General features: G+C 70.8%; 22 protein-coding genes. 5 read left to right on the top strand and 17 right to left on the bottom strand.

What is annotated here, in order from left to right:
- Position 1: 1 nt before the first annotated feature.
- The 14 genes from D3273_RS08010 to D3273_RS07940 form a co-directional block, all read right to left on the bottom strand.
- Positions 2-658, bottom strand: a complete 657-nt coding sequence (locus D3273_RS08010) for a cytochrome c oxidase subunit 3 (protein ID WP_129225249.1) — start codon at positions 656-658, stop codon at positions 2-4.
- Positions 655-2,298 (bottom strand): cytochrome c oxidase subunit I, encoded by a 1,644-nt coding sequence (gene ctaD, locus D3273_RS08005; protein WP_129225247.1) that lies wholly within the window; start codon positions 2,296-2,298, stop codon positions 655-657. The genes D3273_RS08010 and ctaD overlap by 4 nt, the downstream gene beginning before the upstream one ends.
- Complete coding sequence (gene coxB / locus D3273_RS08000; RefSeq protein WP_129225245.1) at positions 2,295-3,254, bottom strand: cytochrome c oxidase subunit II; 960 nt, start codon at positions 3,252-3,254, stop codon at positions 2,295-2,297. Before coxB ends, ctaD begins: the two co-directional genes overlap by 4 nt.
- A gap of 19 nt (positions 3,255-3,273) precedes the next feature.
- Positions 3,274-4,104 carry a hypothetical protein gene (locus D3273_RS07995; protein WP_129225243.1) on the bottom strand — a complete coding sequence of 277 codons (831 nt, stop codon included), beginning with the start codon at positions 4,102-4,104 and terminating at the stop codon, positions 3,274-3,276.
- Positions 4,091-5,194, bottom strand: a complete 1,104-nt coding sequence (locus D3273_RS07990; RefSeq protein ID WP_129225241.1) for a hypothetical protein — start codon at positions 5,192-5,194, stop codon at positions 4,091-4,093. Before D3273_RS07990 ends, D3273_RS07995 begins: the two co-directional genes overlap by 14 nt.
- A complete protein-coding gene (locus D3273_RS07985) occupies positions 5,191-5,730 on the bottom strand; it encodes a c-type cytochrome (protein WP_245501062.1) in 540 nt (179 codons plus the stop codon). The genes D3273_RS07990 and D3273_RS07985 overlap by 4 nt, the downstream gene beginning before the upstream one ends.
- Positions 5,727-6,293 (bottom strand): DUF3341 domain-containing protein, encoded by a 567-nt coding sequence (locus tag D3273_RS07980; RefSeq protein ID WP_129225239.1) that lies wholly within the window; start codon positions 6,291-6,293, stop codon positions 5,727-5,729. Before D3273_RS07980 ends, D3273_RS07985 begins: the two co-directional genes overlap by 4 nt.
- Positions 6,280-7,695, bottom strand: coding sequence for an NrfD/PsrC family molybdoenzyme membrane anchor subunit (nrfD, locus tag D3273_RS07975; RefSeq protein WP_129225237.1), 1,416 nt, complete (start codon positions 7,693-7,695; stop codon positions 6,280-6,282). Before nrfD ends, D3273_RS07980 begins: the two co-directional genes overlap by 14 nt.
- A complete protein-coding gene (locus tag D3273_RS07970) occupies positions 7,692-10,676 on the bottom strand; it encodes a TAT-variant-translocated molybdopterin oxidoreductase (RefSeq protein WP_129225235.1) in 2,985 nt (994 codons plus the stop codon). The genes nrfD and D3273_RS07970 overlap by 4 nt, the downstream gene beginning before the upstream one ends.
- A 4-nt stretch (positions 10,677-10,680) precedes the next feature.
- Positions 10,681-11,355, bottom strand: coding sequence for a cytochrome c3 family protein (locus tag D3273_RS07965; protein ID WP_129225234.1), 675 nt, complete (start codon positions 11,353-11,355; stop codon positions 10,681-10,683).
- Positions 11,356-11,447: 92 nt separating this feature from the next.
- Entirely contained in the window at positions 11,448-12,242 is a 795-nt protein-coding gene (locus D3273_RS28150) for an SCO family protein (protein WP_165359419.1), read from the bottom strand.
- Between the two features lie 126 nt (positions 12,243-12,368).
- Entirely contained in the window at positions 12,369-13,388 is a 1,020-nt protein-coding gene (gene holA / locus D3273_RS07950; protein ID WP_129225228.1) for a DNA polymerase III subunit delta, read from the bottom strand.
- A gap of 283 nt (positions 13,389-13,671) precedes the next feature.
- Entirely contained in the window at positions 13,672-15,135 is a 1,464-nt protein-coding gene (locus D3273_RS07945; RefSeq protein WP_129225226.1) for an HlyD family type I secretion periplasmic adaptor subunit, read from the bottom strand.
- Positions 15,132-17,297, bottom strand: coding sequence for a peptidase domain-containing ABC transporter (locus D3273_RS07940; protein ID WP_129225224.1), 2,166 nt, complete (start codon positions 17,295-17,297; stop codon positions 15,132-15,134). Before D3273_RS07940 ends, D3273_RS07945 begins: the two co-directional genes overlap by 4 nt.
- A 340-nt stretch (positions 17,298-17,637) precedes the next feature.
- Between D3273_RS07940 and D3273_RS07935 the strand changes: the two genes are divergently transcribed.
- The gene (locus D3273_RS07935) at positions 17,638-19,218 is read left to right on the top strand and encodes an aldehyde dehydrogenase (NADP(+)) (protein WP_129225222.1); all 1,581 of its coding nucleotides are present in this window, start codon (positions 17,638-17,640) and stop codon (positions 19,216-19,218) included.
- A 53-nt stretch (positions 19,219-19,271) separates the two neighbouring features.
- Here D3273_RS07935 and D3273_RS07930 read toward each other — a convergent pair whose 3' ends face one another.
- The gene (locus tag D3273_RS07930) at positions 19,272-19,559 is read right to left on the bottom strand and encodes a hypothetical protein (RefSeq protein ID WP_129225220.1); all 288 of its coding nucleotides are present in this window, start codon (positions 19,557-19,559) and stop codon (positions 19,272-19,274) included.
- A 162-nt stretch (positions 19,560-19,721) separates the two neighbouring features.
- Here D3273_RS07930 and D3273_RS07925 point away from each other — a divergent pair, with 162 nt between their 5' ends.
- Complete coding sequence (locus D3273_RS07925; RefSeq protein WP_129225218.1) at positions 19,722-20,390, top strand: TetR/AcrR family transcriptional regulator; 669 nt, start codon at positions 19,722-19,724, stop codon at positions 20,388-20,390.
- Positions 20,391-20,443: 53 nt separating this feature from the next.
- Here the strand turns inward: D3273_RS07925 and D3273_RS07920 are convergent, their stop codons facing one another.
- The gene (locus tag D3273_RS07920) at positions 20,444-20,650 is read right to left on the bottom strand and encodes a hypothetical protein (RefSeq protein ID WP_129225216.1); all 207 of its coding nucleotides are present in this window, start codon (positions 20,648-20,650) and stop codon (positions 20,444-20,446) included.
- 480 nt (positions 20,651-21,130) lie between these two features.
- Positions 21,131-21,376: a hypothetical protein gene (locus tag D3273_RS07915; protein WP_129225214.1), complete on the bottom strand. Its 246-nt coding sequence runs from the start codon at positions 21,374-21,376 to the stop codon at positions 21,131-21,133.
- A 315-nt stretch (positions 21,377-21,691) separates the two neighbouring features.
- On the opposite strand from D3273_RS07915, the gene irrA reads away from it, so the two are divergent.
- From irrA to aidB, 3 genes are all read left to right on the top strand, one after another.
- Positions 21,692-22,180: an iron response transcriptional regulator IrrA gene (irrA, locus tag D3273_RS07910; RefSeq protein ID WP_129225212.1), complete on the top strand. Its 489-nt coding sequence runs from the start codon at positions 21,692-21,694 to the stop codon at positions 22,178-22,180.
- Between the two features lie 206 nt (positions 22,181-22,386).
- On the top strand, positions 22,387-22,644 hold the full coding sequence (locus D3273_RS07905; protein ID WP_129225210.1) for a hypothetical protein: 258 nt from the start codon (positions 22,387-22,389) through the stop codon (positions 22,642-22,644).
- A 106-nt stretch (positions 22,645-22,750) separates the two neighbouring features.
- Positions 22,751-23,575 (top strand): AidB family quorum-quenching N-acyl homoserine lactonase, encoded by an 825-nt coding sequence (gene aidB / locus D3273_RS07900; RefSeq protein ID WP_245501061.1) that lies wholly within the window; start codon positions 22,751-22,753, stop codon positions 23,573-23,575.
- The last annotated feature ends 60 nt before the right edge of the window (positions 23,576-23,635 follow it).

Genomic DNA, 23,635 nt, shown 5'->3' with positions numbered 1-23,635 from the left:
CTCACCTCCCGATGACGTAGAGCATGGGGAACACGATGATCCAGATCAGGTCGATGAAGTGCCAGTAGAGGCCGAACACCTCGATCCGGTTCTGGTGCCGGGACAGGTAGCCCTCGGCCCGCGCCTGAAGGGCGAGCACCATCAGGATGGTGACGCCCGTGGTCAGGTGCAGCCCGTGCAGCCCCGTCGTCACCCAGTACAGGTTGGTGAACAGCGTCGACGGCTTGTCGAAGGCGAGTTCGTAGGGCTGGTTCAGCCACGGCGCCATGTGCTCGACGATGTCGTCGTACCACTCGTAGAGCTTCAGCAGGATGAACAGCGTGCCGAGCGCCGCGGTGGCGTACATGCAATAGACGGTGAGGCGCTGCAGCCCCAGCCGCGACGCCTGGATGGCGCCCGACATGGTCAGGCTCGACACGATCAGCACCCCCGTGTTGGTCGCGCCGATCCAGAACTTGAGGTGCGACACCGCGAGATGCACCGACTCCGGGTATTGCACCCTGAGCACGGTGGCGACGAGGAACAGCCCGGCGAAGAGCAGCAGCTCCGTCACCAGCCAGGCCCACATGCCGAGCTGGCCGGCATGGCGCTGCTGTTCGGCGTCAACGAACTGCTCGATGACGTGGAGGCCGACGCCGTCCGCCAGGGTGTCGCTCATGCTTCCGGCACCTTGGCTTCGTAGTCGTAAGCCTCGAAATCCACGACCGGAGGCTTGATGAAGTTGTGCAGAGGTGGCGGCGAGGTCGTCATCCATTCCAGCCCCTTCGCGTCCCACGGGTTGTCCGGCGCCTTCTTGCCGAACCACAGCGAGTAGAGCAGATAGACGAAAGGGAACACGTAGGCGAAGGCCAGGATGGTGGCGCCCGCCGAGGACATGATGTTCATCAGCTGGAATTCGGCCGGATACACGTGGTAGCGCCGCGGCATCCCGAGGTACCCCAGGATGAACTGCGGGAAGAAGGTCACGTTGAAGCCGATGAACATCAGCACGGCCGAAACGCGGCCCCACGCCTCGTTGTACATCCGCCCGGTGAACTTCGGCCACCAGTAGTGGAGCCCCCCCAGGAACGCCAGCACGGTGCCGCCCACCATGATGTAGTGGAAATGCGCCACGACGAAGTATGTGTCGTGCACGTGCTCGTCGATGGCGAGCGTCGCCAGGAACAGCCCGGTCAACCCGCCGATGACGAACAGCCCGATATAGCCCATGGCGTAGAGCATCGGCGTATCGAGCACGAGCGTGCCCTTGTGGATCGTCGCGGTCCAATTGTAGACCTTCACGGCCGACGGCACCGCGACGGCGAAGCTCAGGAACGAGAAGGTGACGCTGGCATAGTCGCTCTGCCCGTTGACGAACATGTGGTGGCCCCACACGAAGAACGTGATAGTGGCGAGCCCGATGGACGCGTAGGCGACGAACTTGTAGCCGAACAGCCGCTTGCGGGCGAAGGCCGGCACGATCTCCGAGATGACGCCCATGCCGGGCAGCACCATGATGTAGACGGCCGGGTGCGAGTAGAACCAGAACAGGTGTTCGAACAGCACCGGGTCGCCGCCCAGCGCGGGATCGAAGACGCCGATCTTGAAGGTCCGCTCCATCACGAGCAGGATCAGCGCCATGGTGATGACCGGGGTGGCGAGCAGGAAGATCATGCTCACCGCGTACATGGTCCACACGAAGATCGGCATGCGGAACCAGGTCATGCCCGGCGCCCGCATGGTGTGGACCGTGACGATGAAGTTCAGCCCCGTCAGGATGGACGAGAAACCCACGATGATGACGCCGACCAGCGCCAGCGACACGTAGGTGTTGGAGAAGGCGGTCGACAGCGGGGCGTAGAAGGTCCAGCCCGTGTCGATGCCGCCGAACAGCACCGACAGCATGGCGAAGAGCGCGCCCGTCATGAACACGTACCACGACGTCGTGTTCAGCCGGGGGAAGGCCAGGTCCTTGGCGCCGATCATGATCGGCAGCAGGAAGTTGCCGAAGGTCGCCGGGATCGAGGGGATGAGGAAGAACCACACCATCACGACGCCGTGGATGGTGAACAGCTTGTTGTAGGTGTCGTTGGTGAAGATCGAGCCGTCCGGCACCACCAGCGACAGGCGCAGCAGGCCCGCCGCCACCGCGCCGATGAAGAAGAAGCCGGTGATGGAGATGAGGTAGAGGATGCCGATCCGCTTGTGGTCGGTGCTCAGCAGCCAGGACTTCACCGTGTGGGTGATGTGGAGGTAGTCCTTCGGCGCGTCGATGGTCGCGTGCGGGACGTGGGCGTCGCGCTGGGCCGCGTAGGTCATTGCAGGCTCCCGGTCGTCTTCACGCCAGTCGATTTGATGTAGGCGACGAGGCGGAGGAGGTCGTCCTCGGCGATCACGCCCTTGAAGCTCGGCATCACCTGCTTGTAGCCGGCGATGAGGTTGTCGTTCGGGTTGAGGATCTTGTCGCGGATGTAGCTGTCGTCCGCCACGACGGTGCGCCCGTCTTCCATCGGCACGGGCTTGCCGTAGAGCCCGGCGAGCGAGGGAGCCCGCACGGTGGACTGGCCCTGGTGGCAGCCCGAGCAGCCGTAGGACCCGAACAGGGCCTCGCCGGCGGACGCCAGCGACATGTCGGAGCCCGAGGCGGCGAGCCACTGCTGGTAGGCGGCGGGCTCCATCACCGTGATGGTGCCGCCCATCACCGAATGGTCGGTCCCGCAATATTCCGAGCAGAACAGGTGGTAGCTGCCCACTTTGTCGGCCTTGAACCACAGGTTCGTGTAGCGGTCCGGCAGCACGTCCATCTGAATGCGCAGCGCCGGCAGGTAGAAGGCGTGGATGACGTCCTGCGAGATCATGTGCATCACGACGTTCTCGCCGACCGGCACGTGCAGGTCGTTGATCTCGGACTGGCCGCCGGGGTGCTGGAACTTCCACATCCATTGGCGCCCGATGGCGTCGATCTGCAGCCCGCCCGCCGGCAGCGTCTTGTGATGCATGAAGAGCTGGGCCCCCCAGGCGAAGAAGAACAGCGTGAGGATGAAGGGGCCGATCATCCAGGTCATCTCGATCGCCGAGGACCGGGTCTCGCTGTGCCGGCGGTCCGCCTTCACGCCCTTGCGGTACACGATCGCGAACCAGGTGAAGGCGATGAAGATCGGCACGGTGAGGAACAGCGTCAGGACCGTGAAGGACAGGATCAGGTGATCCGCCTCCACGGCGCTGGCCGAAGCCGCCGCCGGCCAGATGTCGAGGGCATGCCCGATGCCGTTCATGGCTGAAGCTCCACAGCGGTCACGGGTTCGAGGCCGGGACCGGCGCCGGCGCGGTCGGGGCCGCGGCGGGCCCCCCCGGAGCCTGCGGCGCGGCGGACGGCAGCGGATCCAGCGGACGTCCCGTCACCAGCGCCTGGGCACGCTCGATGGGGATGCGGCCGGCCCTGTGGTCCGGGCCCGTCCAGGCATAATATTTCAGCAGATCGAACTCCCGCTTGTTCTCGGTCGCGATGTCGTGGAGCGGATGGTCCTGGAGGTGGGGGCCGGGCGGCACGATGACGGCGAGTTGCTGCGGGGTCAGCGCAGGGCCCCGCGCGTCCTCGCGGTGCTGTTGCCCGATCAGGTAGAACAGCCCCGCGATGCAGCACACGATGACGACGACCGACGACAGCATCACCTTGACGATGGTGCCCGGCTTGGCGTCGAAGCCCTCGTAGCCGCGCTTCTCCGCTCCCGGGTCGACGGGCAGGTGCGAGTTCTGCACCGCCTGCTCGGGGGGGCGGACGCCGTCGCTGTACACGTCGAGCGGCTTCGGCGGCGGGGGCGGCCAGTACAGGGTGGGCCCCACGGCCGCGGGCGGGTTCGGCTTCGTGCGGACCTTGGACTTCGACACGTTGGGGCGCGACCGGGGATCCGGCTTGGCGCCGCCCTTGTTGGTGCCCGCCTTGCCGGGCTCCTGGCCGGCGCCTCGGCCCTTCGCGGTCGCCCCCGCCCCCGGCTTGCCGCCCGGTTCGGCTGCGCGGCGGGTCGCCCCGAACAGCGCACCGCCGAGCGCCACGAGGGCCCCTCCGAGGGCGGCCTCGCGCCAGCGCTTCTTGGTGCCCGCAGGCCCGCGCTCAGGTTGCGCCATGACCGACCCTCCCGGTGCCGGCGCGATCGCCGAACAGCAGCGCCCCGCCGATGCCGAGGCCCGCCGCCGCCGCGACGGCCGCGATGTCGGCCGGCGTCAGGGTGAAGGCGGAGCGGAAGGCCGGCGTCACCAGCCACAGCATCTCGAAGCCGTGCATCACCAACAGCGCCGCCGCCACCCAGGCGACCACGCCGGCGTGGCGCGCCGGCGCGCGCGGCAGCAGCGCCACGAGGGCCAGGGCACACAGGATGCCGGCGCAATATTCCGCCAAGAGGCCGATGCCCGCCGAGCGGTGCTGATACCACACCACCTCCTTGGGGAGGTTGGCCGACCACACGACGAGGTACTGGGTGAAGACCATGAAGCCCCAGGCCCCGAGCAGCACCGCCAGCGCGGTCGCGACATGCTCCGTCGCGACGAGGTCACGCCGGCCGGAGGACAGCGCGTGCGAGGCTTCCGCTTCCGGCCGCCCCACCACCGCCATCAGCACGGCCGTCGACACCGCGACCGAGCATTGCGCCGAGATCAGCAGCAGGCCGAAGGCGGACGACATGAAGCTCGGCTCCACTTCCTGCGCCCAGTCGAAGGCGGCGAGGGTGCCCATCACGAGGTGGAGCCCCAGGCCGAGTCCGGCGAGGACGGGCCGGCGCGCGCCGCCGAGCCGCCCCGTGTCGGGCCGCGAGAACACGGACGACAGCGCCGTCCAGACCGCCAGGAACAGCACCGTTCGCAGGACGAAGCCGGTGTCGGTCATCCACCAGCCCGGCAGGCCGGCCTTGACGGCCGACAGCGACGGGTAGAGCGAGCCGAGCCGGAACAGCACGGGCAACGCCAGGACGGCGGCGAGCGGCATCACGGCGGCCAAGCGGCGCAGCATGACGGTCAGCGCCGTTTCGGGCACGTCGAGCAGTTCGCAGCCCATGAGGATCGGCAGCGCGCCGAGCGGCAGCGCCAACAGGAACAGCCAGGCGCCGAGGTAGGACGGCATGACGGGCTCGCCGGCGATCCCGAGCGCCACCACGGCGGCGGCGCAGAGGACGCCGGCGCCGAGCGCCACGATCGTCGGGCGGTTCACGGATCGCCCGCTCATCGCGCGGCCTCCAGCAGCGCGCGGTCTTCGGCCGGCAGGTCGGCGGGTTTGGCGTCCTGGCTCTGCTGCAGGGCCCGCACATAGGCGATCACCGCCCAGCGGTCGGCGGACTTCACCCGGTCGGCGTAGGAATACATCACCCCGTGCCCGTTCGTGATCACGTCGTAGATGTAGCCCGCCGTCGCCTGCTCCAGCCGCGGCAGCCACAAGGGCGGCGGGGCCGGGAAGCCCCGCTGCACGATCATGCCGCGCCCGTCGCCGGACTGGCCGTGGCAAGGCGAGCAGAACACGTTGAACTCGGTGCGGCCGCGCTCGAGCAGAGCCGCGGTGATCACCTTCGGCTGGGGCGCCGGCGCGTCGGGGGCGTCGCGCGCCACCGTGCCGGGCACGGGCTCGCGCATCGACGAGTGGTTCGCGAAGAAGGCGTTCTCGTCCCACTGCTTGGCCTTGGCCTGCGAATCCATGTTGGCCTTGCCGCAGCCGGCGAGCAGGGGTGCGGCAAGGACCAGGCCGGCGAGGACGCGGGCGGCCCTCACCGCGGCACCCGCGTCACGCGCACGGGGCGGTCGGTCAGCCCGTCCAGTGCCGCCTCGATGGCGTCGAGGTCGAGCCTGTCCCCGCCCACTTCGGACACGGTGAGGAAGTAGCGGTCCTGGGTCACGCGGGTGAAGTCCGGGATGTTGAAGTCCGGGTGGTTGAGCCGCGGCAGGCGGTTCAGGAACAGCATGGACAAGGTGGTCGCCACGGCGCCGGTCATCAGCGAGAAGGACACGCTCGGCACCACGAAGGCCGGCCAGGACACGAGCGGCCGGCCGCCGATGTTGAACACGTAGTCGGCCGCGGTCGCGTAGATGCACATGCCCATCATGGCGGCGAAGCCGGCCAGCACGGCGCCGATGGCGATCAGCGACATGGAGGAGGAGGGCAGGCCCAGGGCTTCCCCCATGCCGGCGATCGGCACGGGCGACAGGGCGTCGAGCCGTCCGAGGTCTCGGCCCCGGAGCGCGTGGACGCTGGCCAGCAGCGCGTCGCCGCTGTCGAACTCCGCCGCGACCGCGTGGATCGGCGCGTCGCCGGCTTCGCCTTCAACGGCCGCCATCGGTGCCTCCCGCGACCTGGACGCGCGCTTCGGCGCGGAGCTGGCTCAAGCGCCGGACCTCGACGATGGACACGATCGGCAGGTAGCGCAGGCCGAGGAGCGCCAGGGTCAGGAACAGCCCCGCCGAGCCCGCGAAGGTCGCCACGCCGCCGAGCGCGGTCGAGAAGTCGTGGGCCGAGGACGGCAGGAAGTCGTGCTGCAGCGTCGTGACGATGACCATGTAGTGGTCGCCGAAGATGCCGGAGTTCACCGCGACCCCTACGAGCCCGAGGGCGAGGCCGGAGCGCCGCGCCGCCTTGAACCAGAAGATCTGGACGGGCAGCAGGGCCAGGAGCACGATGTCCCAGAACGCCCAGGCGTGCGGCCCGACGAGGCGGCGGCCCAGAACCGCCGTCTCATAGGGGTCGTTGCCCAGAAGCGTCGTGAAAAGCTCGTCGGCGTAGCAGTACAGGTTGATGAGGCCCAGCACGAGCATCAGCTTCGCCATGACGTCGAGGTGCGCGTCGGTGATCATGCTCTGCAGCCTGAAGATCCAGCGGATCACCACGGCGGCGGCGGCCATGAAGGCGACGCCAGAGAAGATGGCGCCGGCCACGAAGGCGAACGGGAGCAGCGGGTCGTGCCAGCCGGGCTCCACCGCGCCGGCGAACATCACGGCGGCGCCGGTCTGGAGCGAGAAGACCAGCAGCACGCCCGTGACCGCCACGGTGCGGTAGGCCTGCAGCCAGCGGTGCCAGTGGCGGGCCGAGCCGCGCCAGCCGAGCGCGGCGATGCCGTAGAGCACGGCCCGGTAGCGCCCCTGCCCGGTATCCCGAGCGCGTTCGAGCGCGCGGTCGCGCAGGGTGGCGAGGTCGGGCAGCAGGCCGATGGCCCAGAACGTGAGGGCGATGGTCAGGTAGGACAGGATGTCGACCGCGTCCCAGTAGAGCGGCGAGCGGAACTGCGGCCACAACAGGAAGGTGTTGGGATAGGGCAGGTTCCAATAGAAGAACCAGGGCCGGCCGAGGTGGATGATCGGGTAGCAGGCCGCCGCCGCGGCGGCGATCAGGGCGCCGGTCTCGGTCAGGCGGTTGAGCGCGCCGCGCCACTCGGTCCCGAACATCATCATGACGGCGGAGATGAGCAGCCCGCCGCTGGCAATGCCGATCCACCAGTCGTAGCTGACGATGTCGAGCGCCCAGGTGACGGGCACGTTGTTGCCCCACACGCCCACGCCCTCGAACAGCACGAGGGCGATCATCACCACCAGGAGGCCGAGCAGCCCCATGGCGCCCAGGAAGGCCAGCCACCAGCGCAGGCGCAGCGGGTGCCCGAAGGCGATGCCCGACACGTCGAGCCCGACGGAGGAGAAGGACTCGGAGGCCCCGATGAACCGGCGCGGAGGTTCGATGACGTCGGTCATGCCGGGCCCTTGCGCGAGGAAAGCGGGTCGCCGGCGGGCGCCCCCGGCAGCGCCGGCGCCAGCTCGGCGAGGTAGGTGGTCCGCGGCTTCAGGTTCAGCTCCCCGAGCAGCGCGTAGTTGCGCGGGTCGTGGCGGGCGGCCAGCACGGCGCTGCCCGCGTCCATCAGGTCCCCGAAGGTGATGGCGCGCGTCGGGCAGGCGGCCTGACAGGCCGTGCGGACGGCGCCGTCGGCGATGGGGGCGCCCGACTTGTCGGACTCGATCCGCGCCGACGCGATGCGCTGCACGCAGTAGGTGCACTTCTCCATGACGCCGCGCGCCCGGACGGTGACCTCCGGGTTGCGCTGGAGCTGCGTCACGGGCGCCATGCCGCCCGTATAGTCGAGGTAGTTGAAATGGCGCACCTTGTACGGGCAGTAGCCCGAGCAGGCGCGGGTGCCGATGCAGCGATTGTAGACCATGAGGTTCAATCCCTCGTGGTCGTGCAGCGTCGCTTCCACGGGGCAGCCGACCTCGCAGGGCGCTTCCTCGCAGTGCATGCACAGCACCGGCTGGAAATGCGTGTCGGGATCGTCGAGGCCGGCGCCGGTCTTCAGGCCCGAATAATAGCGGTCGACGCGCAGCCAATGCATCTCGCGGCCGATGCTGACTTCATGGGCGCCCACCACGGGGATGTTGTTCTCGGCCTGGCAGGATACCACGCAGGCGTTGCAGCCGATGCAGGCGTCCTGGTCGATCACCATGCCCCAGGCACGGCCGTCGTTCGCCTTGGCGGTGAAGTCGTAGAAGGACGGCGCGTCCGTCGGGAAGGACTCGACCTTGGGCCCGTCGACGCGGTGCACCTTGACGATGTCGTGACCCTCCATGGTGGAGTGGTCCTGCGTGGTGGCGAGGCGGACCTGCCGGCCCAGCTTCGCCAGCGTGCCGCCCGCCCGCGACCAGGGCTGCGCCGAAGAGCGCAGCGGGAAGGCGGCGTAGCCGAGGCCCGAGAACAGCATGTCGGGCACGGGGCGCCCGTAGCCCAGGAACAGCGTCACGGTGTCGGCGGCCTGGCCCGGCATGACCCAGGCCGGCCCGTCCACGCTCCCCTGCCCGACCGCGATCCGCACCATGTCGCCGGTGGCGATGGATTCGCGCTCCGCCAGCGCGGGGCTGACCGCGATGTAGTTCGACCACACCACTTTGGTGAGCGGCTTCGGCAGTTCCTGGAGCCAGCCGTTGTTGGCCGTGGCGCCCGTCCAGATGGTGGGGTCGGGGCGGAACACGACGTCGAGCTGCCCCGCGCCCCGCGGCGCGGCCGCCGCCGCGGCCGGCCCGGCCGGGACCAGCACCGCGGCTTCGGGCGCGAAGCCCGAGCCTTCGACGAAGCCGTCGAGCAGCGTTTTGCGCCAGAACGCCGCGAAGGCATCGGCTTCGCGGCCCTTGGCGTGGACGTCGCGCAGGATCGCCAAGCCGTCGCGCGGCTGCGGGTCGGTGAGGATCGACAGGACTTCGGCGTCGCCGCGTCCGTTGTAGAGCGGCTGCACGGTAGGTTGGAACAGACTGACCGTGCCGTCCCAGGCCCGGGCGTCCCCCCACGATTCGAGCGGATGCGCGCGCGGCAGGTGCCAATCGGCGTAGGCGGAGGTTTCGTCGACGGAGGTGCCGCACTGAATGCGCAGCGGCACCTTGCCGATCGCTTCCGCGAAGTTCAGGTCGCCCGGCGCCGTGTAGACCGGGTTGGTGTCGAGCATGACGAGGCTCTTCACCGCGCCCGCCGCCATGTCGCGCACCAGCGCGTCGAAGGGCTCGGCCTCGGCCACCACGGGCGCGGTGAAGAACACCGGGCCGCCGTGGTTGCCGAGAGCGTCGTTCAAGCGATGCACGGCCTCGTGCACGGCGGCGGGCTGGGCCGCGCCGGCCGTGAGGATGCCCTGGCCCCGGTGGGCGGCCAGCGCAGCGCCGGCGCGCTTCACCCACTGCCCGACGAGGTCGTCCGCGGCGGGATCGGAGGGCGCCGACACTTCGGCCGCGAGCCGGCCGACGAGCGCCAGCATGTCGGACGCGTTCACGGCGACGTGGAAATCGGCCTTGGCGCTGGTCAGGCTCGGCGTCGAGGCCGCCGAATGCAGGGCGAGCAGCGGCCCGGCCTTGGCGGACGCCAGGCGGGCGTCGACCCAGTCGCGCGACGTGCCGATCTGGGCCGGCCCGGCGTCGAGCAGGTCGCCGTCGAGCGCCACGACGACCCGCGCCTTGGCGAAGGCGTAGCGCACCTGGAGCCTGCGCCCGAAGGCCGCGACGGCGCCCGCCATGGCGTCGCCCGCCGCCGGCGCGTGGACGTGCCACCGCATCCTCGGGTAGGCGGCCCGCATGGCGTCGATGGAGGCCAGGAGCGTCGGCGACGTCACCGGGCCCGTCAGCAGCCGCAGCCCTTCGCCGCCGTCCGCCCGGATGGCGGCGAAGCGGCCCAGCATGGCGCCGCGGAACGCGTCCCAGGACGAAATGCGGTTGAGGTACAGCACCGCCTGGGAGCGGAGCGGGTCATAGAGGTCGAGGATCGAGCTTTGGGCGAAGATGTCCGAGCCGCCGCGGCTCCACGGGTGGCTCGCGTTGCCCTCGACCTTGAGGGGGCGGCCGTCGAAGGTCGTCACGGTGGCGCCGTTGGCGATGCCGTCGAGCAGCGTCGCCGACGCGTAGACGAGCGGCGCCGAGGGCTCCACCCGCTCCGGGTTGCGGACGTAGGGGATCTCGTGGTTGCGCGGGTTGCCGGGATCCTGCGAACAGGCGCCGAGCCCCGCGAAGGCGAAGGACGCCGCCATCAGCCGGAAGAACTGGCGCCGGTCCGGCCCGTCCGCGAGGCGGGACGCGCTCGGGAACTCCTTGGTCAGGAAGTCGCGGAAGGCCGGCGTTTCCGCCAAGGCCTCGAGGCTGCGCCAGACCTGCGGGCCGGTGCCGCCGGCGAGGCGGGCGCGGAGGTCGCCGATGTCGTGGGGATGGGGCATCAGCTCACCGGTGGCAGATCGAGCAGTCGGTGAGCCGACCCGGCCCGGCGATGTGGTAGTCGGCGACCAGCTGCACCCCGACCTTGTCCTGGTCGGCCGGCGGGGACCATTCCATGTTCCACACCTCGCCGGGCTTGCGCACGAACTTCTCCGGATTGCGATGGCAGTTGATGCAGAACTCCATCTCGAAGGCGTTGGCGCGATAGGTGAGCTGCATCGACGTGACGGCGCCGTGGCAGCTCGTGCAGCCGATGCCCTTCTGGATGTGGATGGAGTGGTTGAAATACACGTAGGACGGCAGCTGGTTCAGCCGCGCCCACACCAGCGGCATGTTCTTGGCGAGGCTGTCGCGCACCGGCGCCAGCATCTCCGACCCGGTCCAGATCTGCGAATGGCAGGTCATGCAGGTCCAGGTCGGCGGGATGCCGGCGGTTTCGAGGTATTCCGCCTGCGCGTGGCAGTAGCGGCAGTCGATGCCGAGCTCGCCCGCATGGTGCTTGTGGCTGAAGGGTACGGGCTGCTCGCGCGCGATGCCCACCCCCGTGACGTAGTTCGACGACGAGAAGGCCGAGGCCGCGTAGAGCACCACGGCGAGCCCGACGACGCAGACCAGCAGCGCCAAGCGGAACACGGCGTCGGCGCCCGGCTTGAACAGCTGGCGCTGGAGCGGCGGCTTCACGCCGGAGCCCCGGCGCGCGACGGATGTCGGCGGGTCGGCGTCATGCGGCGGTGCCTCTGCGGCGGCGGGGGATCGTCATGGGGCGACCTCGTTCATGTCCTGGACCGCTCGCGCCCGAAGGCGAGCAGCAACGTGCCGCCGATCGCCAGCACGGTGACGACGCCCGCGGCGCGCAACACCTTCATGACGGACAGGGAATAGCGCCCCGTTTCGGCGTCGAAGTGGAAGCACAGCAGCAGCAGCGGCAGCGCCGCCCGGGCGATGCCGCTCGTCGACGCCACCGTGACGGCGGTGCGCAGGTCGCCGGCGTGGTAGCCGACGCCGAGCACGTAGCCCGACACGCGCCCCTCCGGCGTCAGCACCACGATGCCGGCCGGGTGGAGGAACTGCTTCAGGTGGACGTCGTAGCGGCTCCTGAAGCCGACCGCGGAGGCCACGGCGGCCACCGAGGCGGCGTCGCCGGTGAGGAAGTGCCAGCCGGCCGGCATGGGCGCTTCCCCGCCCGCCGCGGCGGGGTAGCGCGCGGCGTCGTCGGCTTCGGCCGCCGCGGCGTCGGCGCGGGTTTCGGCGGGGTCGATGCTCACCAGCGCGAGGTCATAATCGGCGCCGGGCCGCAGGCCGGCATGGGACAGCGCGTCGAGCAGGTCGTCGCGCACCACCGAGCACAGCGTCGGGCAATGGAAATAGCCCAGCGCCAGCACGATCGGCCGATGCCCGAACAGGTCGCCGAAGCCGATGACGCGCCCGTCCGCCTCGGTGAACGACGCCCCGGCCGGCACCGCGGCGCCGGGGTTCTGCGCAAAGGCGTAATCGGCGAGGTCGTCCGCCCGCGCCGCCAGGGCCCCGGACAGGAACGAACACGCGATGAGCAGGGCGCGGAGGTTCATGGACGATCGTTTAGAATGGATCCAGGTCGGCGACCATGGGCGTTTTGGCCGCTGGCGCGGGACCGCCCGGCCGAAGCCTCGCCGTCCCACGCCGATCAAGGCCGGCTCGACAGGCTTTGTTCCAGCTCAGCTTCGGGCCGCGCGGGAGCGTGACGAAAGCGCCACAGCCCAGAGCACGCGGGTCGCGTGGTCGACGGCGAGGCGCGGCTCCCGCCGCACGAGCGCGATGCCCTCGCCGATGCGAACGATGTTGCGGGCGAGCGCGTCGGGCGACAGCGCGGCGAGCTGGCGCTCGACCGCGACGCGGCGCTTGGGCGACAGCCCGAAGCGGAAAGGCTGGTCGCCGCCCGGCCCGGCGAGCTTGGCGCGGTGCAGCGCGGCCGCGTGGCGCAGGGCCGCGCCGAGCAGCAGCCCCGCTTCCACGGGCCCGAGGTGCAGCTTCTTCATCGCGGCGTCGAGCCCCGGCATGTCGCCGCAGAAGGCCGCGTCGAGCGCGTCGTCGTTGGCCTGCACGGACGCGTCCGCCACCGCTTCGACGACGTGGTCGGCCGTGATGGCCTTGCCGCCGTGGGCGTAGAGCAGGAGCTTGGCGATCTCCGAGCGGGACGCCAGGCGGTCGGAGCCGAGCAGCGACACGAGCAGGTTGCGGGCTTCGGCGTCGATCGTCAGGCCCGCCGCGGCGGCCTCGGACTCCACGAGGGCGGCGAGCTCGCGGTCGCCGTCCGGGTAGCACTCGATGGCGGCCGCGGTGCGGCTGCGCTCGACCGCCTTGCGGAGCGCAGAATCCTTCTTGAGGTTGCCGGCCGAGATCACCACCGGGCAGGCGTCGCCGTGCGACAGCAGCAGGTCGACGGCCGCCTCGACCTTCTTGGCCGCCGTGGCGTCGAGCAGCACGGCGCGCCGCCCGCCGAAGAGCGGCACGGTGCGGGCCTCGTCGGACAGGCGCGCGGCGTCGCCCGACAGGTCCTCGCCGGTCAGGCGCACGAGCTGGAACGGGTCGCCGGGATCGTCGACCAGCCCCTTGACGATGCGGCGCACGCGCTCGGACACGAGGCCGATGTCGGTGCCGTGCAGCAGAAAGGTGGAATAGCTGCCCACGTCGCGCTGCAGGAAGCGTTCCGCTTCGTGATTCTTGATCGCCACCATGGCGGCTTTGTATCAGCCCCGCGTTCGCCTGTCAGAGCGGCGGGCCCATGGGGGCGACGATGGGGCGGCGATGGGGCGGCGATGTCGATCCCCGCGCGCCACACCGGCCGGGCCCACCGGCGCGCCGCCATCGACGGGACGGGCCTCCCGACCGGTTCGCGGGCCGCGGTCGGCACGGACCTGCCGGAACGGCGCTGTTCCGTGCACGTCGCACCCGAGCCAGGACGGCACCGCGCTCGCCGACTCGGTGACCGACCTCGGCTTTGCGGCGACGCGGTCGCTTTCACCGCTCCCTGAAGGCCGTGGTGGTCACCTGGAGGATGGGCGAGAACAGGTAGGACAGGATGCGGCGCGTGCCGGTCTTGATCTCCACCGTCACGGCCATGCCGGGCACGAGGGGGACGTCCGCGCCTTCCGAGTTCATGGACGTGCGGTCCATCGTCAGCGTCACGGGGAACACGAGGTTCTGGAAGCGCTGGGCGCCGCCGAACATGCCGCCCTCCTTGGCGGCCGCCGCCGGGTTCTGTTCGCGCTGGTCGGCGTCCGGCTGCGGGATGGCGTCGTGGGCGACGCGCGTCACCTGCCCGTCGATCGTGCCGTAATCGGTGAAGGGGAACGAATCGACCTTCACCACCGCCTGCTGGTCGCGGCGCACGAAGCCGATGTCGGAGTTTGGCAGGTAGCACTCGACCTCGAGCTTGCTGTCCACCGGCACGATCTGCATCACCTGCTCGCCCACCGTCAGCACCTGGCCCACCGACGTGACGGTGGAGCCCGACACGGTGCCGTCGATGGGGCTCCTCAGCGTCATGTCGGCGGTCTTCAGCCGCGCCTTGCCGAGCTTCTCGACGTTCTCGTCCATCAGCCGTTCGGCGTCGGCGAGCTTCTGGGCGTTCTCGGCGGAGAAGGACGCGTAGCTCTTCTCGATGTCGCGCGCCAAGCGCCCGAGGCTGGCCTCGATCTCGCCGACCTGCCCGCGCTCGGACGCCAGCGTGGCCTGCTGCGTCTGCATCAGCTCCAGGGCGTCGATCACCTTGGCGCGCGACTCCGACTTCGACGCTTCCAGCGTTTGGCGCATGTCGACGCGCTCCTTCAGGGTCGCGACGAGGAGCTGCTGGGCGTCGATGGTGCCCTTCAGCCGGTCGCGCTCGGCCGTCTTCTCCTTCACCTGCCCGTCGAGGCTCGCGACCGCGCTCGCCAGCTGCGCCACGTCCTGCGCCAGCACGCGCTGCTCGCGCACCGCGATGGCGGGGGACGTGTCGGCGTCGAACCTGATCTGCGGCACGGGGCCCAGCGCGCGCTTGGCGGCGAGCATCAGCGCGGTCGTGCGGCGCAGCACCTCGGCCTTTTCGGACCCGACGTCGGCCTGCAGCGTGGCCTCGTCGGCCTGGGCCTGGCCGGGGTCGAGCCGCACCAGCACGTCGCCGGCACGGACCCGCGCGCCGTTCTCCGCCGCGATCGCCGCCACCTTGCCGGTTTCGAGCGGCTGCACCGTCTTGGTGCGGCCGACCGGCTGGATCTTGCCCTGGGCGGTGGCGATGATGTCGACCCGGCCGAACCAGGACCACACCAGGGCCACGAGCACGAAGGCGCAGATCGTCACGATCATGCCGGAGCGCACCGGCGACAGCGGCGTTTCCAGGATTTCCAGCGCGGCGGGCAGGAACTCGTGGTCGCCGCGGCTGAGCCGGATGCGGCGCGGGGCGGGCGGCTTCGGCGGCTTGGTGGTGGCCGGAAGGGTGCTCATGCCTGCACCTGTTCGTTCTGCAGAGCCCACAGCTTGCGGTAAAGGCCGTCCTGCCGCGCGATCAGCTCGTCGTGGGCGCCGACCTCGATCACGCGCCCGTCCTCCATGCCGATGATGCGGTCGCAGGGCCGCACCGCGGCGAGGCGGTGGGCGATGATGATCACGGTGCGGTTGCGCACGATCTGCCGCATGTTGTTCTGGATCACGCGCTCGCTCTCGTAGTCGAGGGCCGAGGTCGCCTCGTCGAAGATCAGGATCGGCGGGTTGGTGGCCAGCGCCCGCGCGATGGCGATGCGCTGGCGCTGCCCCCCCGACAGGTTGGCGCCACGCTCCTCGATCAGCGTGTCGTAGCCCCCGGGGAGCTTGGCGATGAACTCGTCGGCGCCCGACAGCTTGGCGATGGCGATCACCTGGGCGCGCGGCATGGCGGGGGCCGCGAAGGCGATGTTCTCGTGGATGGTGCGGTTGAACAGCAGGTTCTCCTGCAGCACCACGCCGATGTTGGTGCGCAGCCAGGCCGGGTCGACCTGGGTCAGGTCGGCGCCGTCGAGCAGGATCTGCCCGTCCTGCGGCATGTAGAGGCGCTGGACCAGCTTGGTCAGCGTCGACTTGCCCGAGCCCGACGGCCCGACGATGCCCACCACCTCGCCGGGGCGGATCTGCAGGTTGACGGCCTTGACCACGTCGTTGGAGCCGGGGCGGTAGCGGAAGGTGACGTTGCGGAACTCGATCAGCCCGCGCGGGGGCGGCAGCACGGTGCGGGCCTGGATTACCGGCTCGGCCGGGGCGTTGAGCACGTCGCCGAGCCGCTCCACCGAGATCTGCACCTGCTGGAAGTCCTGGTAAAGCTGGCTCAAGCGCAGCACCGGGGCCGTCACCTGGGCCGAGATCATGTTGAAGGCCACCAGAGCGCCGATGGACAGCTGGCCGTCGATCACCGCCTTGGCGCCGAACAGCATCAGCAGCGCGGTGACGAGCCGGCTGATGTAGGTGACGCCGTTCTGCGCCAGGGCGGACACGATCGTCACCGAGAAGGACTGCTTGACGTAGGAGGCGAGGCGCTCCTCCCACTGCGACTGCATGATGGGCTCGACCGCGGACGCCTTCACGGTCTGGATGCCCACCACCGCCTCGACCAGGAACTGCTGGCTGACCGCGCTGGCGTTGAACTTTTCGCGGACCATCTCCTGCAGGATCGGCCGGAACCCCAGCGCCACCAGCATGTAGAGCGGGATGGACAGCACCACGACGATCGTCAGCTTCCACGAATAAGCGAACAGCACGCCGATGAACACGAAGGTGAACACGAGGTCGAGCGCCGAAAACAGCCCCTGGCCGGTGAGAAACGCGCGCACGTTCTCGAGCTCGCGCACGCGGGCGACGGTTTGGCCGGCGGCGCGGGTCTCGAAGTAGGACAACGGCAGGTGCAGCAGGTGGCGGAACAGCCGCTGGCCGAGCTCGACGTCGATGCGGTTGGTGGTGTGGGTGAGCGCGTAGGTGCGCAGGTACTGCAGCACGACGTCGAACAGCCCCACCAGGACGATGCCCACCGTGAGCACGATCAGCGTGGAATAGCCCTTGTGGCTGAGCACCTTGTCGACCACCACCTGGAAGAACAGCGGCGTCACGAGGGCGAACACCTGCACGAAGAGCGACGCCAGCAGCACGTGGGTCAGCGGGCGGCGGTAGCGCCAGATGGACGGCAGGAACCAGCGGAAGCCGAAGCTCTTCGGGTCGTAGCCGGCGCCACCCACCTTGCGGCCGACCAGCAGGAGCTGCGGCTCGAGGGCGGCGAAGAACTCCTCCGCCGACACCGCCCGGTCGATGCTGGTGACGGGGTCGACGAGGCGGAAGCGGCCGTCCGGCAGCCGGCCGCCGAACACCACGAAGCCGCCGTCGCGCAGCTTGGCGATGGCGGGGGTGGGCGTGGCGACGAGCTGCTTTTCCGTGGTGCGGGTGACGCGCCGCGCCTTCAGCCCCACGATGCCGCTGGCGCGCATCAGGTCGGTGATGCCCGCCTCGCGGCCGACCAGCGCCAGCTCGCGCTGGAGGTGGGTCGGGTCGGCGGCGATCCTGTAATAGGCGGCGATGCCGCACAGCGCGCGGAGCCCCGCGTCTGGCCGGGGGGCGGGCGTCATCGGGGCGGCGGCGGCTTGCGTCATGGGGCGCGCGGGTCCGAACGGGTATGACGCCGCGGGAACAGCGTCAGGTTGTCGACGGTCGATCGATCACACGGCATCTGCCGTTTAAAAACAGCTAAAATAGCTCAAATTGCCGCCCGATCCGCCGCCGCGTGGAGCACCGGACATGCGCCTTCATCTACGTCGGGTCGGCCGTCCTTGGCAATGGAACGCGCCCGCGGCTCGACGGGCTTCCCGCCCCGGTTGAGCGACGCTGCCCCGGAAAAGGACCGCGCGGTGTGCCGTCCGCCTGAAAACGTATGACAAATGCCCACCGAAGCACTAGCTCAGGGCCTCCACTTCGGACGGATGGGGATCCAGCATGGCATTGACCGGCGACATCGTGATCGGCACCGAGCGGCTATCCGGCCGCGCGGCGAGCTTCAAGGCCGTGGATCCCGCGACGGGCGACACCCTGGAGCCGGCTTTCGCGTTCGCGGGGGAAGCGGAGGTCGAGCGCGCCTGCGAGCTCGCCGCGGAAGCGTTCGACGCTTATCGCGACACCGCGCCCGAAAGCCGGGCCGCCTTCCTCGAAGCCATCGCCGAGGAGATCCTGGCGCTGGGCGATGCCCTCGTCGAGCGCGCCTGCGCCGAATCCGGCCTGCCGCGGGCCCGCATCGAGGGCGAGCGCGGCCGCACCGTCGGGCAGCTGAGGCTCTTCGCCGCCGTGGTGCGGGCCGGCCACTGGCTCGACCTGCGCGTCGACACCGCCCTGCCCGACCGCAAGCCGCTGGCCCGCTCCGACCTGCGCCAGCGCCACATCCCGCTCGGCCCCGTCGCGGTCTTCGGCGCCAGCAACTTCCCCCTCGCCTTCTCGGTGGCGGGCGGCGACACGGCTTCGGCGCTGGCCGCCGGCTGCCCCGTCGTGGTGAAGGGCCATCCGGCCCATCCGGGCACCGGCGAGATGGTGGGCGAGGCGGTCCGCGCCGCGGTCGCCCGGTGCGGCCTGCCGGCCGGCACCTTCACGCTCCTGCTCGGCGCCAACGAGACCGGCGCCGCCCTGGTGCGCGACCCCCGCATCAAGGCGGCGGGCTTCACCGGCTCGCGCGGCGGCGGCCTCGCCCTCGCGGCGCTCGCGGCGGCGCGGCCGGAGCCCATCCCGGTCTATGCCGAGATGAGCAGCATCAATCCCGTCTACCTCATGCCCGGCGCGCTCGCCGCCCGGGCGGACGCGCTCGGCAAGGCCTTCGTGGGCTCGCTGACGATGGGGGCCGGGCAGTTCTGCACCAACCCCGGCCTCGTGCTGGCCCTGGCCGGCCCGGAGCTCGACGCCTTCGTGGCGTCCGCCACCGCGGCGCTCGCCGATTACGCGCCGGCCGCCATGCTGACGCCCGGCATCCACGGCGCCTACGAGGCGGGGCGGAAGGCGCTGGAAGGCAACGGGCGCGTGCGCCGCGTCGCCGAAGGCAAGGTCGGCGAGGGCGTGAACCGGGGCCGCGGCGCGCTGTTCGTCACCGAAGCCGCCGATTTCCTCGCGGACGCCAGCCTGGCGCACGAGGTGTTCGGCGCCTCGTCGCTGGTGGTGCGCTGCCGGGATGCCGACGAGATGGTCGCGGTCACACGCCGGCTGGAAGGCCAGCTCACCGTGACGCTGCACCTGGAACCGTCGGACGCGGCGCTGGCGCGTCGTCTGATGCCCGTGCTGGAAGCCAAGAGCGGCCGCATCCTCGCCAACGGGTGGCCGACGGGCGTCGAGGTCAGCCACGCCATGGTGCATGGCGGGCCGTTCCCGGCGACCTCGGACGGCCGCTCCACCTCGGTGGGCAGCCTCGCGATCCGCCGTTTCCTGCGCCCGGTCTGCTACCAGGACCTGCCGGCGGAGCTGCTGCCCGCGGTGCTGCGCGACGACGCGCTGCCCGGCTTGCCCCACATGCTGGACGGCGCGGCGAAGCTCCCGGGCTGAAGTGGTGCCGGGGGGCTCCGGCTCCCCGGCTCGGCCGACGCGGTGCCCAGCCGTCAGGCGATGAGGGCGCGGCCGATCTCCGTCAGGGCGAACAGCACGGCGCTGGTGCGGCCGGGCCCCTCGCCCGAATCCACCACGACGGCGCGGCACCAGTCGCGCTTCACGCAGCGGCCGATGGGACCCTCCGTGACGGCGCGCGGCCCCGCGGCGAGGGTGCGCATGAGGGCGATCTCCTCCGCGCGCGGCCCGCGCCTCGGGCGGAGCGGGGCGGGCCCGATCCCGGCGCGGCGCGCCGAGGTCGGAAACGGGGTCTCGAACGTCGCGGGATCGACGAGCTGCATCGGCGGCCCTCCTGGCGGGCGGCGCGTCCGGACTCGCGAGCGAGACCCGGATACGGCAAGAGCGGTCCAGCGTCGGACGAAGCCGGAACTGAACGGTTAAGTTCAGTAACTTGTGCCGAAGGGCGTCGCAAGTTAAATCCTCGCCGACAGGGAGAGTTGCGAATGGCTGCGGCCGTGGCGAGGGACGGAAAACACGCGGGCGGGCGGCCGACCCGCGAGGAAGCCGCGCGCCGCGAGGAGCGGCTCCTCGACGTCGCCACGGCCATGTTCCTCGACAACGGCTACGACGGCACGTCGATGGACGCCATCGCGGCGGCGTCGGGCACCGGCAAGCCTTCCCTCTACGCGCGCTACGGCGACAAGCGGGCGCTGTTCCTGGCGGTGCTGCGCCACAGCGTCGACCTGTGGGCGCGCCCCCTGTCGGAACTCGGGCAATGCCCGCAGCACGCGCTGCGGCTCGCCGACCTGGAGCCGCTCCTGGAGCGGGTGGGCCGCCACATCCTCGAATGCTCGATCACGCCCGAATCGGTGGCGCTGAAACGCGTGCTGACGTCCCAGGCCGGGCAGTTCCCCGAACTCGCCGCGACGCTGCAGGATGCCGGCTGGGGCGCCATCGTGCGCCATGTCGCGGCCCTGCTGCGGTTGGCCGTGGATTTCGAGCGCTCGGACGTGGCCGATGCGGAACTGGCCGCCGACCTGTTCCTCAGCTTGGTGCTGGGCCGCCTGTCGCATGAAGCGCTGCTCGGCATCGAGATCGACCGCAGCGCCATCGGCGGGCGGATCACCGCGGCGGTGAAGATCTTCCTCGGGCTCGGCTTCGTGGCGCGCTGACTCTTCGCGTCACGGCGACCGCACCCTGGACGCCCGTCGCGCCCCCGCGCCCGTCACAGCATCGGCAGCAGCACGCCGAGCGCCAGCAGCGCGTAGCCGGCCACCGCGACGGAGAAGCGATGGCCCGCCACGAAGCCATGGCCCACCGGCAGGTGGAAGCGCAGCGACAGGGCGGCGGCCAACACCAGGGCCAGCGAGGCCGCGAAGGTGACGAGCCGGGGGGCGTTGAGTGCGAAGCCGGTGCCGCGCCGCTGGGCCATGAGAGCAGATCCCTTTCCGCCGGCCGCGCCGGCGCCTCGCTCCCTTGTGGCGCGAATCGTTCAGCGAAACGCTAACTCCGCCGAACTCCGCTGCGGCTCACGCCGGCGGGACAGGGGCGGACACCGCCACGCACTGCCGCGAGGAGGGTGTCCTGTCGATCGACGTCGCCGCGGCTTTCCGCCGCTCGGCCCCCGCGCGCGACCTCGCCCGGACGATAAAGCCTGCCAGCCGACATACGACCATGGCCGGCCGTCACGGGCTAGGACCGCAACAGACGGGACGTTCAGTGGGAGGTGCGATCGAGGGCGCGAAGAGGTTGAGGCGGACACCCTGTCCTCGCCGATTGTCGGCGGCGCTGACGATTCGAACGGCGCCCCACGTTGGAACCCGTGACGGCGACCTCGCGACGTCGCGATCTCAGGCCCGATTCGCCGATCGAGATCGGTAACCTGCAGATCCGGTTTCGTTCGGACGGCCGATCAGATCGCCTTGGCGCCGACCGGATCGGCGGCGGCGTGCATCACGACGACCGGGGCCGCCGACACGACGTCGCGCTTGGCCGAGATGGGATGAGACCCCACGGTCAAGGCCGCCGAAACGATGCCCACCGCCAGCATCACCACCACGCCGACCGACATGCGGAGCTGGCGGCGAGCCTCGATCCCCGTCACCTCGGCGGTGAAGCCATCGTTGCCCGAGCGGGCCGTGAAGGAGGTGGCGACCATGTTCCTGACCCTTGTCCGATGCCGGGCGTTTCCGCTTCCGGTCGTGGCATCAATGTCCCGCGACGCGGTCGGTTCCCGTCGCCTGTTGAAAAGGACGCTTTTCGCTTGACAGCGGCCGAAGGGAGCGCCAGCCCCGCACGCCTCGACCCCTCCATCCTGCCCGAAATGCGGCTGCGCTGGGGAATTTCCGCGGGCGGTGGTGAAGGGAAGCTTGCCGTGCGCGCCCCCTCGCCGGACCAGGAGCCCACCCCGGGCGATTGCGGGCCGGGGCGTCGATGTCTATGCTTGTCGATGTTTCTGGTCTATTGAACGCCGATGCCCCAGCCCTTCATCGCCCCCAAGCTCCCCGTCTCGCCTCCCGCCGCCCTGCAGGCTGCCGCCGGCGCGCACCTGCACGGCTGCCCGGTGCACGACCTGCGCACCAAGCTGCGGCAGGCCGGGCTGCGCCCGACCCGGCAGCGCGTGGCGCTGGGATGGCTGCTGTTCGCCAAGGGCAATCGGCACATCACGGCGGAAAAACTCTACGAGGAAGCGACGGGCGCGCGCGTCGCCATCTCGCTGGCCACCGTCTACAACACCCTGCACCAGTTCACCGAGGCGGGGCTGCTGCGCGAGATCGCGGTCGACGGCTCGAAGACCTATTTCGACACGAACCTGTCGAACCACCACCACTTCCTCGTCGAGGACACCAACGCGCTCGTCGACATCCCCGGCTCGCACATCGAGGTGAGCGCCCTGCCGGAGGCTCCGGCCGGCATGGAGATCGACCGGGTCGACGTCATCATCCGGCTCCGCCGCAAGTGAGCCATCCCGTTCGCGCGGCGCGGGGGCTCGGCTCCCGAGCGGCGGACGGGACCGCGCTTCCGCGCGCCTGACGGCGACGCCGCGCCGCGGGACCCGCGGCCGGTCGCGCTGCCCTCGATTTGACGTCCGGCCCATCCGGCGTGCAAAAGCCTCGACCGAGCCTGGGGAGCGCGGATCCGCATCCCTCCACGGGCGAGCGAGACCGCATGCGAACCCGCCCGGGCATCGGCGGGGAGGCCGGAAACAAGGCGAGATGGATGATCTACAACGGTGCGGCGGTTCGAACCAAGCTCATGGCCCTGCGCGAAGCGCTGATGGCCGCCAAGGAACGCACGGAACTCGACCCGTTCGATGAGGCGATGTTCAACGCCATCCATGCCATGCTGGAGGTGAACGAGACCCACAGTGCCGCGATCGAGGGCATGATGCGGGCGTCGAAGAAGCTGGAGCGCAAGCTCCGCTGAACCTCGGCCGGTTCGTCGGCGGCGCGCTTTCCATCCCGGCCTCACCCGCCGATCATGAGGCACGGACCGCCGCAAGGGCCGGTTCGCGACACAGGGCGAGGGCGACATGGCGATGCGGCACCTGCGGCTCGGCGACACCACGGTCGACATCCTGCTCGACGGGGTCTTCGAGGCATCCCGGGACATCCTGATCCACAACGGGGGCGAGGCGGCCCTGGCGTCCGCCCTCGCCCGTTGGGGCGACCGGCCGTTCAGCGTCGACGTGAACGTCGCGCTGCTGCGCGGCCCGCGCGGCGTGGACCTGGTCGATGCCGGGACCGGGACCACCTGGGGGCCCGGCCTAGGCCATGCCCGCTCGGCCCTCGCCGCCTGCGGCGTCGCGCCCGACGCGGTCGACCGGGTCTTCCTCACCCACCTGCACGGCGACCACGCCTACGGCCTGCTCGACGGCGCCGCGCCCTATTTCCCCCGCGCCGACGTCGTCCTGCCCGAAGCGGAGCTCGCCTTCTACACGGATCCCGCCGAGCGCGCCCGCCTGCCCGAAGCGAGGCACGGCGGCTTCGACATCGCCGCCGCGGTGACGGCCGCCTACGGGGAACGGCTGCGCCCCGTGCCGTTCGGCCCCGTGGCGCCCGGGGTCGAGCTGGTGCCGCTGCCGGGCCACACGCCGGGCCAGGGCGGGTTCCTGGTCACGGGGGGCGGCTCGACGCTGCTGCTGCTCGGCGACGCGCTCCATCTCGAGGTCGAGCAGGCGGCCGATCCGGACTTCGGCACGGTCTACGACCTCGACCCGGGGCTCGCGGCCGAAACGCGCCGGGCCGTGCTGGACCGCGCCGCCGCCGAAGGCTGGATCGTGGCGGGTGGCCACCTGCGCGGCTTCGGCCGCGTGGCGCGCGACGGCGCGGGCTTCCGCATCCTGCCGCTGTCCTGACCCCGCGGGGGTCGGGCGGGAGCTTCGCCTTGCGCTCGTCACCCTGTGGCTCTACCGTTT

This window comes from Lichenibacterium minor (assembly GCF_004137685.1).
Classification (GTDB): domain Bacteria; phylum Pseudomonadota; class Alphaproteobacteria; order Rhizobiales; family Beijerinckiaceae; genus Lichenihabitans; species Lichenihabitans minor.
The sequence above is the reverse complement of the archived record's forward strand: the minus strand, read 5'-3'. Positions and strand labels throughout refer to the sequence as shown.